The 12,148-nt window shown below is 70.6% G+C and carries 12 protein-coding genes; 4 read left to right on the top strand and 8 right to left on the bottom strand.

All coding sequences use genetic code 11. The annotated features are described in order from the left end of the window. The 7 genes from IW249_RS28780 to IW249_RS28810 all read right to left on the bottom strand — a co-directional run bounded on the left by IW249_RS28780 (position 1) and on the right by IW249_RS28810 (position 7,080). Positions 1-1,293 (bottom strand): ABC transporter substrate-binding protein, encoded by a 1,293-nt coding sequence (locus IW249_RS28780; protein ID WP_196923636.1) that lies wholly within the window; start codon positions 1,291-1,293, stop codon positions 1-3. 38 nt (positions 1,294-1,331) lie between these two features. Beyond that, on the bottom strand, positions 1,332-2,171 hold the full coding sequence (locus IW249_RS28785; RefSeq protein ID WP_196923637.1) for a carbohydrate ABC transporter permease: 840 nt from the start codon (positions 2,169-2,171) through the stop codon (positions 1,332-1,334). A 1-nt stretch (position 2,172) separates the two neighbouring features. Continuing rightward, positions 2,173-3,108 carry a carbohydrate ABC transporter permease gene (locus IW249_RS28790; RefSeq protein WP_196923638.1) on the bottom strand — a complete coding sequence of 312 codons (936 nt, stop codon included), beginning with the start codon at positions 3,106-3,108 and terminating at the stop codon, positions 2,173-2,175. Continuing rightward, positions 3,105-4,208 (bottom strand): LacI family DNA-binding transcriptional regulator, encoded by a 1,104-nt coding sequence (locus tag IW249_RS28795; protein WP_307788739.1) that lies wholly within the window; start codon positions 4,206-4,208, stop codon positions 3,105-3,107. The genes IW249_RS28790 and IW249_RS28795 overlap by 4 nt, the downstream gene beginning before the upstream one ends. 77 nt (positions 4,209-4,285) lie before the next feature. After that, positions 4,286-5,938 carry an ABC-F family ATP-binding cassette domain-containing protein gene (locus IW249_RS28800; RefSeq protein ID WP_196923639.1) on the bottom strand — a complete coding sequence of 551 codons (1,653 nt, stop codon included), beginning with the start codon at positions 5,936-5,938 and terminating at the stop codon, positions 4,286-4,288. Between the two features lie 252 nt (positions 5,939-6,190). After that, complete coding sequence (locus IW249_RS28805; RefSeq protein ID WP_196923640.1) at positions 6,191-6,931, bottom strand: alpha/beta fold hydrolase; 741 nt, start codon at positions 6,929-6,931, stop codon at positions 6,191-6,193. Then, complete coding sequence (locus tag IW249_RS28810) at positions 6,928-7,080, bottom strand: hypothetical protein (RefSeq protein WP_196923641.1); 153 nt, start codon at positions 7,078-7,080, stop codon at positions 6,928-6,930. The genes IW249_RS28805 and IW249_RS28810 overlap by 4 nt, the downstream gene beginning before the upstream one ends. Positions 7,081-7,231: 151 nt before the next feature. On the opposite strand from IW249_RS28810, the gene IW249_RS28815 reads away from it, so the two are divergent. Further along, positions 7,232-8,824: a tannase/feruloyl esterase family alpha/beta hydrolase gene (locus tag IW249_RS28815; RefSeq protein WP_196923642.1), complete on the top strand. Its 1,593-nt coding sequence runs from the start codon at positions 7,232-7,234 to the stop codon at positions 8,822-8,824. Between the two features lie 59 nt (positions 8,825-8,883). Here IW249_RS28815 and IW249_RS28820 read toward each other — a convergent pair whose 3' ends face one another. Further along, on the bottom strand, positions 8,884-9,489 hold the full coding sequence (locus IW249_RS28820) for a TetR/AcrR family transcriptional regulator (protein WP_196923643.1): 606 nt from the start codon (positions 9,487-9,489) through the stop codon (positions 8,884-8,886). 141 nt (positions 9,490-9,630) lie between these two features. On the opposite strand from IW249_RS28820, the gene IW249_RS28825 reads away from it, so the two are divergent. The 3 genes from IW249_RS28825 (at position 9,631) to IW249_RS28835 (ending at position 12,129) form a co-directional block, all read left to right on the top strand. Then, positions 9,631-10,734 carry an aldo/keto reductase gene (locus tag IW249_RS28825; protein WP_196923644.1) on the top strand — a complete coding sequence of 368 codons (1,104 nt, stop codon included), beginning with the start codon at positions 9,631-9,633 and terminating at the stop codon, positions 10,732-10,734. An 11-nt stretch (positions 10,735-10,745) separates the two neighbouring features. Continuing rightward, positions 10,746-11,123, top strand: a complete 378-nt coding sequence (locus IW249_RS28830) for a nuclear transport factor 2 family protein (RefSeq protein WP_196923645.1) — start codon at positions 10,746-10,748, stop codon at positions 11,121-11,123. Between the two features lie 88 nt (positions 11,124-11,211). Next, entirely contained in the window at positions 11,212-12,129 is a 918-nt protein-coding gene (locus tag IW249_RS28835) for an NADP-dependent oxidoreductase (protein ID WP_196923646.1), read from the top strand. The last annotated feature ends 19 nt before the right edge of the window (positions 12,130-12,148 follow it).

Below are 12,148 nucleotides of genomic sequence, written 5' to 3' on the forward strand. Positions count from 1 at the left end.
TTACCTCAGAACCTGCTTGCCACCGTCGACCAGCTGCGTGGCGAGCTGATCGAGGGTGATCTTGTTGGCGAAGTACTGCTGGAGGGCCGGGGTGGCGTACTTGGTCTTCCACTCCGGGTAGCCGTCGGCCTGCTGGAACGGGGCGACGGTCAGGTCCGCGGCGCTGTCCGCGGCGACGTCCCAGCCCTGCTTGCCGGCGGTGAGCTTGACCAACTCCTCGTTGGCCTGCTTGCCGGTCGGCACGAGCCAGTCGCCCTTGGCCAGGGCGGCCATGTTGGTCGGGTTCAGGAAGTACTCCAGGAACTGCGCGGCCTGCTTCTTGTGCTTGCTGTCCTCGGAGATCGACAGCGTCTGCGGGTTGGCGGCCTGCTTGGTGGAGAGCCCCTTGACCGGGGGCAGGGTGACCCACTCGAAGCCGGCCGGCGCCTGCTCGACCATCTGCTGGCGCAGCGACACCGAGCCGGGCAGCATCGCGTACTTGCCGCCGAAGAAGCCGGGCAGGGTGTCCGCGCCGCTCATGCCGAGCGCCTCCGGGGAGGCGGACTTGGCGGTGTAGAGCATGTCGTGGATCCGCTTCGGGATCTCCTTCTCCGCGTCGCCGACCTTGACCTCGGTGCGGCCACCGTCGCCGTAGAAGAACTTGCCGTCGTAGTTGAGCGCCAGGTTCAGCACCCGGTTGGTCGGCGACTTCAACGCCCAGGCCGCGCCGTACTGGCCTGGCTTGGTGAGCTTCTGCGCGTTGGCCTGGAACTCGTCCCAGGTCCAGCCGCCGTCGGCCGGCGGCACGGCGACACCGGCGGCGTCGAGCAGCTTCTTGTTGGCGATGACGACCTGCGACTCCAGCAGGAACGGCACACCGGTGACCTTGCCGTCGACGGTGGCGGTGTCCCAGATGCCCTTGTCGATCTGACCCTTGAGGTCGTCGGAGACCAGGTCGGAGAGGTCGGCCAGGTACCCCTGCTTGCTGAACTCGCCGATCGCGGACGCCTCGTAGTGCACGATGTCCGGCGCGTCGCCGCCCTCGAACGAGGTGAGTAGCTGGTCGTGCACCGAGTTCCAGTCACCCTGGACGTACTCGACCTGGATGTCCGGGTGCTCGGCGTTCCACTTGGCTACCAGGTCCTTGTTGACCTGCAACGACTCCTTCTGCCAGGCGAGGCTGAGGAAGCGCAGCTTGGCGGGGCCGGAGGTGGCCTCGTCGTCGTCGCCGGCACCGCACGCTGTGAGCGCGCCGAGGCCGATGACCGCGACCGCGGCGGCCGCCGCGAGTCGACGGAATCGGGTACGGAGCATGGGGGGTTACCTCCTTGATGGTGGTGGTTGGGGGACGGTCAGCCCTTGACCGCGCCCGCGAGCGACCCGGACGACAGCCGGCGCTGCATGAACGCGAAGAAGATCAGGCTGGGCAGCGTGGCCAGCAGTGAGCCGGCGGCCAGGGGTCCCAGCCGGGCGGTGCCCTCGATGCCGACGAACCGGGCCAGCGCCACTGGCAGGGTGGCCAGCTCCGGGGTCTTGATCAGCACCAGCGCGAAGAAGAACTCGTTCCAGGCCGAGATGAAGGAGAACAGCGCTGTCGCGACCAGGCCCGGGGCGAGCAGCGGGAAGACCACCCGCCGCAGGACCTGCACCCGGGTCGCGCCGTCGACCGAGGCGGCTTCCTCCAGCTCCCTCGGGATGTTGCGGACGAAGCCCTGCAGCATCCACAGCGCGAACGGCAGCGCCCAGACCACGTAGATCAGCACCAGCCCGGCGTGCGTGTTGGCCAGGCCGACCTGCCGCAGCACCAGGAAGATCGGGATGATCAGCAGCACGAACGGGAAGAGCTGGGACAGCAGCACCCAGCCCAGCGCGGCGGTGCCGAGCTTGGAGCGGAACCGGGCGAGGGCGTACGACGCCGGCATGGCGACCAGCACTGTCAGCACCGCCGAGGCGAGGGAGACCTGGAGGCTGTTGAGCGCCGCCCGGCCCAACTCCTGCTCGGTGAAGGCCTGGACGAAGTTCTGCACTGTCGGGTTGTCCGGGATCAACGTCGGGTGCAGGCGTACCAGCTCGCGCGGCGGCTTGAACGCCGTGGAGAGCAGCCAGACCAACGGGAACCCGAGGAAGATCAGGTAACCGGCGAGCGCCAGGTACTGAAGCGTCCGGCTGGTGCGGCTCGGTTTTCCGAACATGTCAGTTCGCCTCCCTGAGCCGGCGACGGAGATAGACAGCGAGCAGCGCGACGATGATCACGACCATGACGTTGCCGAGCGCCGCCGCGTAGCCGTAGTTGCCGTAGCGGAACGCCTCCTCGTAGGCGAAGAGCATCGGCAGCATCGTCTTGCCACCCGGTCCACCAGCGGTGAGCACGTAGACCAGGCCGAACGAGTTGAAGTTCCAGATGAAGTCCAGCGAGGTGATCGCCACGATCACCGGCGCCAGCGCGGGCAGGGTGACGTGCCGGAACCGGTGCCAGGTGCTGGCCCCGTCCACCGCCGCCGCCTCGTGCAGCTCGCGACCCACGCCCTGCAGGCCGGCGAGCAGGACGACTGTGGTCTGCGGCATGCCCGCCCAGACGCCGACGATGATCACCGCGGGCAGGGCGGTGCTGAAGTCGCCCAGCCAGTTCGTCCGCAGCCCGTCGGCGCCGATGCGGTGGAAGAACTCGTTGATCAGGCCGGCGTCGGGGTGGTAGACGAGCTTCCACAGGATGCCGACCACGACCGGCGGCATCGCCCACGGCACGACGGCGAGCACCCGCGCCACACCTCGGAACCGCAGTTGCTGGTTGAGCAGTAGCGCCAGCCCGAGGGCGAGCAGGAACTGCAACACCGTCACCCCGACCGCCCAGAGCAGGCCGATCTTGAAGGAGTTCCAGAACAGCTCGTCGCCGAGGAGTTCCCGGTAGTTGGCCAGGCCGGTGAAGCTGACCTCGACGTTGCGGCCGGCGCGGGCATCGGTGAAGCCGAGGTAGATGCCCCGCAGCAGCGGGAACACCGACAGCAGCAGGATCGGCAGCAGCGACGGCAGCAGCAGCAGGTAGATGGTGGTGCGGTCGGAGCGGAACCGGCTCGGCCGGCGGGCCGACCCGGCCCGCTCGACGTCCGGCCGCTCGGCCAGGGTGGTCATGCGGTCACCCCTTCGCTGGACGGGTGGGTGGTCGGTGGGCCGGCCGGCGCGCTGGCGGGTCGGGGGGCCGGCAGCGTCGCGATGCTGGACGCGCGGACGACGAGGCTTGGTGGCACCTGCTCGCGTCGCGGCGGCAGTGTGGCGTCGGCGATGCGTTGCAGGAGCAGTTCGGCGGCCCGGCGACCACGCTCGGCCGAGCCGAGCGAGACGCTGGAGAGCTGGGGGAACATCATCCGGGCCAGTTCGGTGTCGTCCATGCCGACCAGGGCGACGTCCTGCGGGACCCGACGACCGGCGGCCAGCAGGGCGTGCAGCGCGCCGACCGCGATGAGGTCGTTGGCGCAGACCAGCGCGTCCGGCTCGGCGCGGGCGAGCAGTCGCTCGGTGGCGGCGCGGCCGGCCGCGTACTGGAAGTCGCCGACCTCGATCAGCTCGTCGTCGAGCGGAATGCCGTGCCCGGCCAGGGCGGCCCGGAATCCGGCGTCGCGGGCGGCGCCCGGGACGGTGTCAAGGGGGCCGTTGACGAAGCCGATCCGCCGTCGGCCGGTGGCGACGAGATGGTCCACGGCAAGCGCCACACCGTGCCGTGAGTCGGTACGCACGTTGTCGATCGGGGCGTCCGCGCCGAGCTGACCGACGACCACCACCGGCACCGGGCTGTCCACCAGCGCGGTGAGGTGATCGTCGGTGACCCGGATCGGCGAGACGATCATGCCGTCCACGTAGCGGTTGGCCAGGCGTCGCAACAGGGCGGTCTCGTTGTCGATCCGTCCGCCGGTGGCGTGCACCAGCAGTTGCCGCCCGGAGGACGCGACAACGGCCTCGATGGCCCGCATCATCTCCACGTAGACCGGGTTGCCGATGTCCTCCACCGCGAGCGCGACGAGCCCGGTTCGCTGGGATTGCAAGGACCGGGCGATCGCGTTGGGCACGTAGCCCACCTCGGCCGCCGCCTCGCGAACCTTGCGGATCGTCTCGGGGCTGCCGCCGACACCGTTGAGCACCCGCGAGGCGGACGCGATGGATACGCCGGCGCGGGCGGCGACGGTGTGCACCGTGGGCCGGCCGTCCGCCGGTTCCTGTAAACGTTTACGACCCACGTCCGGCACCTCCACCCGATAGCTGTAAACGTTTCCGGGGAGTCTGCTCCGCAGATGGCGGAGAGGTCAAGGGCCCGTTACGAAAACGTTTCCAACCCCCGCGCTCGCGACCCCCCGGCGGGGAGGGCCAACTCTCGGCCGGGCCACCGGGAGCGGAGTCGTCGGTCGTGTGTGGCGATGACGGTGGCGCCTGGGCCTGCACCCAGGGCCTCCTCCAACTCGTCACAGAGCGTCGGCGAGAGGTGGTTGGTGGGCTCGTCGAGCAGGAGCAGCTCCGGCGGGTCGGCGACGAGCGCCGCCAGGGCGAGCCGACGGCGCTGTCCGACCGACAGGTCGCCCACCGGCCGGTCGAGATCCGCCGGTGCGAGCAGCCCGAGCGACGACAGCGGCACGGTCTCAGCCCGCTGGGCTCCGACTGCTCCGGCATAGGTCTCCCGTGCCGTCCGCAGTGGATTGTCGAAGACGGTGTCCTGGGTGAGCAGACCTACGCGCAGGTCCGGCCGTCGCCACACGGTTCCGGTGCCGGCGAGTCGGCCGGCGAGGACAGCGAGCAGGGTCGACTTGCCCGCGCCATTGGGGCCACTGACCACCAGCCGGTCGCTGGCCGTCAACACGAGGTGCTCCACCCGCAGCCGGCCGGGGACCTCCACCTGGCACATCGTGACGACGGGTTCGTCGCCTCCGCCGCCGGCGAGCGTAGGCGCGCGGAAGCGCAGCGGCTCCGGTGGTGAGGGGATCTGTTCGCGCTCCAGCGTCTCCAGTCGGCGGGTGGCATCCCGGACCCGCCGGGAAATCTGGTTCTGCACCCGGCCGGCGGTGTGCCCGTACCCCATCTTCTCGCTGTCCCGGGGGCCACGGCCGTGGGCGACCCGGTGCCCGGTCACGGCGGCGGCCTCGCGCAGCTCGGCGAGCTGCGCCTGCTCCTCGTCGTAGCGCCGGCGCCACCGCTGCGCCTCGGCACGCTTGGCGGCCAGGTACGCGCTGTAGCCCCCGCCGAAGCGGACCGGCCCGTCGACCGACGGGTCCAGGTCGATGAGATCGGTGCAGACCGCGTCCAGGAAGGCCCGGTCGTGGCTGGCCACCACGACCACCCCGGGCATGGCACGGAGCTGACCCTCGCAGAACGCCGCAGCCGCGTCGTCGAGGTGGTTGGTGGGCTCGTCGAGCAGCAGCGCATCCGGCCGGCGGATCAGCAGGGCGGCGAGGGCCAGCCGGCCGCGCTGCCCGCCGGACAGCGCGCCGAGCCTCCGGTCGTGGGGTATTCCGCCGAGGCCGAGGCCGTCGAGCACCGTCACCGCACGCCGGTCGGCATCCCAGGCGTCACCGTCCTGGGCCCGTTCCAGAACCTCGGCGTACGCGGCCAGCAGTCCGGCGTGCCGCTCGGACTCCTCCGGCGTTTCGGCCAGGGCGGCACCAAGCCGGTCCAGCTCGGCGAGATCCGTGCGGGCCCCGCGCAGAGCGTCGTCCAGGACGGCGGCGACGGTCACGGACGGGGCGTGGGGCATTTCCTGGTGCAGGAAGCCGAGACGTGGTGGGCGCGCGACGGTGCCGGAGTCGGGTTCGTCGGCGCCGGCGAGGACCCGCAGCACTGTCGTCTTGCCGGTGCCGTTCTCACCGATCAGGCCGATCCGGTGGCCGGGCGCGGCGGTCAGGGAGACGCCGTCGAGCACCCGGCGGTCGCCGCGGACCCGTACGAGGTCATGGGCGACGAGAGCAGGTCGAACAGACATGGGAACCCTCGGAGAGCGAAGATCCGGGCGCACACGGGCGACCGGCGGGAGCAGGGCATGACGACGGAGGCCGCGGCGACGGAGGCGCGATCACGCGCCCGTCGGCGGCCGGTCCGGGTGCTCACCCGGAGATGTCGTCGTCACCTGCCACGCCTGCTCCGATCTCCGGCAACTCGGGCGCAAGAATAACTCGCCGCCCGTGGTCCAGCTTTCGCTGCCGTCGTTCCCGGCGATGTGCTCGACCGACCGCTCTCAGCCGGTCGCCAGCAGCCGGGCGATCGTCGCCGGCTCGGCCAGGTGCGGGAAGTGGCTACCGGGTAGCACGGTCACCGCAACCTCCGGCAGGGTCTCGGTCAACCAGGCCAGGTAACGGGCCGGCGGCTCGGACGAGGTCACCCAGCGGTAGGGGATCGCCCGCTCGCCGATGGATCGCAGCGCGCGGTGCCGCTCGGCGGCAATTCCCTCGTCGGAGCCGTGCAGGATCTCGTCCCAGTAGCCCAGCAGCAGGTCCGGCCGGGGATCGGTCGCGCTCGTCACGATTTCGCGCGCCTCGGCCGGCAACGACTCGATGCCCATCCCGGCCAGCATGCCGTCCCACACCCGCCGCCAGTCCGGGCCGCGTAGCGTCGGCTCGCTCTGGCGTACGGCGGCACCGAACGGGCCGGGCAGCAGGATCTGGTCCAGGTTCACCACGCCACGCACCGGGTAACGGGCCGCGTACGTCGTGGCGACCACAGCGCCCACCGAGTGCCCCACCACGACCGGCTCAACGAGCCCCGCCTCGGTCACCCGGTCGTGCACGACCTCGGCGACCTCCGCCATCCGATACGAGGCCCGCCGCGGTGAATCGCCGTGACCGGGCAGGTCGAGAGCGAGCACCTGCCGGGCGGGGTCGATCACCGCAAGCTCACGCCGGACCGGATCCCACTGTCGCCGGTCGAACGTGAGGCCATGCAGCAGCACCAGCGGTGGGCGGCGCTCGTCGTCATTCATCTACGTGCCTTTCCTGCGTGCCGGTCACCCGGTACCGCCTCGGACGGAGACCGCGCGGCCTGCACGCGTACCTCGGCGAAGAGTGCGTGTGGGCCGGTCAGCGAGGCCCACGCCGGGTTGTCCAGCACGTCGACGTCAATGGTTTTCACGGTCTTCCGCTCGCTGAGAGACGGCACGACTCAAGCTACTCGGCACAACTCCGGTGTCGGTCCCTGGTGTGGGCTGCTCCATAACGGCCAGGGTTCACCCCAGGGCAACTCCCTGGGGTGAGGATCGTGGACTCCGGCGAGGGTGACGGGCATGAGAAGACGACTGATCATGTTGATGGCGGCTGCCGTGCCGCTGTCGGCCGTCCTGCTGCCGATGGCGGCCGATGCGCGCGACAGCGGCACCGTTTCCGCTACGACGTGTGCGGCGGTGCCGGTCGCCCCGCCCGCTGGCGCCACGGTCGAGTCGGTGACGGCGGTCGCGCACGCGGGCGGAACGGTCACCTTCCCCGCCGTACCCCCGCTCGACGCGCCGCCGCCGATCACCGATGTGCCGGCCTGGTGCGACATCACTGTCACCCTGACCCACCCCGGTGTTCATGACCATGTCCAGGTCAAGGTCTCGCTGCCACAGGACCCGCGACTGTGGACCGGCCGGTTCCAGGCCATCGGCGGCAGCGCCTACCTCGCCGGTGACTTCGGCGCCCCGCTGGTCAGCGCCGTGAAGAACGGCTACGTCGCCGCCGCCACCGATGCCGGCATCGGCCAGAATCCGGCCGATGTCAGCGGCTGGGCGCTCACTGCGGCCGGCACGGTCAACACACCGCTGCTGAAGAACTTCGCCTCCCGCTCGCTGCACGACATGGCCGTCGTCGGCAAGGACGTGGCCAGGAGGTTCTACGGCACTCCGGTGCGTTACGCCTACTGGAACGGTTGCTCGACGGGAGGCCGTCAGGGCTACCAGGAGGCCCAGGACCACCCCACCGACTTCCAGGGCATCCTCGCCGACGCGCCGGCGGTCAACTGGGACCGGTTCGCGGTCGCCACGCTGTGGCCGCAGGTCGTCTTCAACGAGGAGAAGGTCCAGCCCACCCAGTGTGAGCTGGAGGCGTTCAACGCCGCCGCGACGAAGGCCTGCGACACTCTCGACGGGGTTGCCGACGGCATCATCGACGATCCGCAGGACTGTCACTGGGACACCCGGCGGCTGATCGGTACCACTGTCGTCTGCGAGGGCAAGGAGATCACGATCTCCGCCGCCACCGCCGACGCGGTCCGCAAGATCTGGGCCGGACCGGTCTCCCCCACCGGCAAGAAGCTCTGGTACGGGCCGAACAAGGGCGCGACCTTCGACTGGTTGGCGAAGGCGGGCGAGCCGTTCACCGTCGCCGACACCTGGGTCAAGTACTTCGTGCAGCAGGATCCCTCGTTCGACACCACGAAACTGACCTACCAGCGGTTCGCACAGATCTTCCGCGAATCCCAGGAGCGCTACAACGACGTCATCGGCACCGACGATCCCGACCTGTCCGAGTTCGCCCGCGCCGGCGGCAAGCTGCTCAGCTGGCACGGCCAGGCCGACCAGCTGGTGCCCACCCAGGGCACCGTCGACTACCGCGAGCGGGTCAACCGGGTGTCCGGCGGCAACCGCCGGGTCGACGACTTCTACCGGCTGTTCCTGCTGCCCGGCGTGGCCCACTGCGGCGGCGGCCCCGGCCCACAGCCGACCGGTGAGCTGGACGCGCTGGTCGACTGGGTGGAGAAGGGTCAGGCCCCGGCCACCCTCGACACGTCGAGCGCCGACGGCAGCGTCACCCGCAACGCCTGCCGGTACCCGCAGGTGGCCCGCTTCACCGGTCACGGCGACCCGAAGGCGGCGGCGAACTACCGCTGCGTCATGGCCTGAGGACACCTGAGATCGGCGGCCCGGAGCGATCCCGCTCCGGGCCGCCGCCGACCGGGCCGTCAGGCGGTGCGGGCGCTCGCCTGCAGGCGTTCGATGGTGAGGTCGAGGGCGGCCTCCAGGTGATCGATCTTGCCGGTGGAGAGCAACAGCAGTACGCCTCCCTGGATGCCCGCCAGCAACGCCGCCGAGGCGCGCTCGGCGTCCACGTCCGGGGCGATGTCCCCGGTCGACTGCATCTGCCGGATGCCCTCGGTGATCGCTGCCTGCCAGCGCCACATGAGACCGGTCACGATCGCCTGCGCGCCGGGCGCCCGCCGGCCGGTCTGGCCGAGCAGACCGTTGAGCGGGCACTTCACCCCCTGTGCGAGGTAGCGCTCGACGAGCCGGTCGCGCCACGCCAGCCAGGCCGGCCAGGACGTCAGGTTGCTGAGCATCGGCTCCTGGTCGATGAGCACCTGGTCGGCCTCATGCTGGGCGACAGCGAGCAGCAACTCCTCCTTGCCGTCGGGGAAGTAGTGGAAGAGCTGACCCTTGCTGGTGCCGGTGTGGGCCATCACATCCTCAAGGCGCACGTCGTCGACGCCGCGCTCACGGATCTCGGCGGCGGCACCGGCGACGATCCGCGCCCGGGTCGCCTCGCCCTTGCGGGTCAACGCGCGTGTCATGAGACCTCCGTCACCAGCATCCGCCCTCGGCTGCCGGTCCAACCCTAGCCGCAGGTTTGGACTTGCAGGTCCATTTTTGGCGAGCAAAGGTCTGGAGCGCGGTCCGCCACGGGCCGACACCACGATCGGGAGGACGCAACGATGAACCACTACTACCTGCTCGGGCGGTCCGGTCTGCGGGTGAGCCGGCTGGCGCTGGGCACCATGAACTTCGGCGTCGACGGGTTCCACGCCGCGTACGGCAAGACCGAGGCGGAGGCCGAGCCGATCTTCCGCCAATACCTGGAATCGGGCGGGAACTTCATCGACACGGCGGACTTCTACACCGCCGGGGAGAGCGAGAAGATCCTCGGCCGCCTGATCGACCGGGCCGGTGTCCGGGAACGGCTCGTGCTGACCAGCAAGTTCACCAACACCGTCGACCCGACCGACCCGAACGCCAGCGGCAACGGCCGCAAGCACATCATGCGGGCCGTGGAGGCGTCACTGCGCCGGCTCGGCACCGACTACATCGACCTGTACCTGCTGCACACCTGGGACCGGATCACCCCGGTCGAGGAGGTCGTGCACACCCTCGACGACCTGGTGCGCGCCGGCAAGATCCGCTACGCCGGCCTCTCCGACGTACCGGCCTGGTACGCCGCCCGGGCGCAGAGCTACGCCGAGGCGCACGGGCTGGCCCCGATGATCAATCTGCAGCTCCCGTATTCCCTGGTCAGCCGGGGCATCGAGGCGGAGTACGTGGCGATGGCCCAGACCATGGGCATGGGGCTCACCGCGTGGAGCCCAATCGCCAGCGGCCTGCTCAGCGGCAAGTACCGGCGCACCGGCGACGGTCTGAGCGGCAGCGGCCGGCTGACCAATCCCGACGCCGGAGGTCGCGAGGTCAGCCCCAGCGAGTGGCAGGTCATCGAGGCACTGGAGAGCGTGGCCGCCGACCTGGGTCGCAGCATGGCCCAGGTCGCGATCAACTGGGTCGCCACCCAGCCCGCCGTCGCCTCGGTGATCATCGGGGCGAGCAGTGCCGAGCAGGTCGGCAGCAACTTCGAGGCGCTCGACTTCGAGATCCCGGCCGACGCCCGCCGCCGGCTCGAGGAGGCCAGCGCGCCGCAGTTCGGGGGGCCTTACGTGATGTTCACCCCGCAGTACCAGTCCTGGGTGGTGAGCCCCGGTCTCGGCATCGGCGACAAGCCGGCCGGCTACACCCCGCCGGTGTTCAACGGCGCCACCCAGCCCACCAAGTGAAGGGACCGGACATGGCACAGAGCAACGACACCCTCGTTCGTGAGTTCGTCGAGGCGTTCAACACCAGGGACGCGGACCGCCTCGTTCCCTACCTGCACCCCGATGTCGTCTTCCACGCGTACGGCGACCAGCAGGTGCGCGGCCGGGACGCGGTCGTGGAGGTGTGGCGCGGCGTCTTCGGGATGTTCGCGGAGGTCCAGTTCGCGACAGTGCACCAGGCGGTCGACGGCGACGTCGTGATCGCCGAGCAGGTCCACGGCCTCGGCCTGCCGGGCCGACCGGTGGCACCGGTCATGAACATGGCGATCTACGAGATCCGCGACGGCAGGATCGCCGCCTGGCGTGACTACACCAACCCGGAGTACGCCCAGAAGCTCGTCGCCGGCTGACCCACCCTCGTGCCCGCGGCCACGAACCCGCAGCCCGGGTCGTGGCTGCGGGCACCCCCCTTTGCCGCACACCCCGCTGGAGGAAGACATGCGCGCCATCCGAATGCACGAGTACGGCGGACCGGAGGTGCTCCGCTACGAGGAGGCACCCGTGCCCGTCCCCGGTTCCGGTGAGGTCCTGATCAACGTCGCGGGCGCGTCGTTCAACCCGGCGGACGCCGTCATCCGAGCCGGTGTCCTGCATCATTCCCATCCCGTCCGGATGCCGCACATCCCTGGCACCGACGTCGCTGGCACGATCGTCGAACTCGGCCCGGGTGTCACCGGCCATGCGGTCGGCGACCGGGTCATCGCGGCCCTGCCACGACCGGCGGACGGCGCAACCGGGGAGTTCACCGTCGCTCCGGCGGCGATGGTGGTCCCCGCGCCAACGAGCATCCCGCTCGCCGACGCCGCCGCCCTGCCGATCGCCGGGCTCACCGCCTGGCAGGGCATTCACGACCACCTGCGGGTCCGGCCCGGCCAGCGCATCCTGGTCAACGGCGCGGGCGGCGGCGTCGGTCGGTTGGCCGTGCAGTTCGCCAAGCTGGCTGGTGCCACCGTCCTGGGAGTGGCGGGCCCGGCCAGCATCACGGCAGCCCAGTCGGCCGGCCCCGACCAGATCCTGGACTACACGGTCGACCGGCTGACCGAGCCGGTCGACGCTGTGTTCAACACGGCACCCATCGACGGGTCCGGCCTGAATCGGCTCGTCGCCCTCATCGAGCCGGGGGGTCGTCTGGTCTCCATCACCTCGGCCGCGGCGACGGACCGCCGCCCCGCGGTGCGCGCGATGGTCATGACCGTCCGCTGGGATCCCGCCCACCTCAACGAGATTGCCCGCCGGGTGGACGCCGACGGGATCTCGTCAGGCGTCAGCGAGCACCTCCCGATGACAGAGATCGTCGAGGTGCACCGCCGTCACGCCGCCGGCCGCCTGTCGGGCAAGGTCGTGCTCAGTCACTGAACGAGGGGGTCCGTTACCT

This window comes from Micromonospora vinacea, assembly GCF_015751785.1.
Lineage (GTDB): Bacteria > Actinomycetota > Actinomycetes > Mycobacteriales > Micromonosporaceae > Micromonospora > Micromonospora vinacea.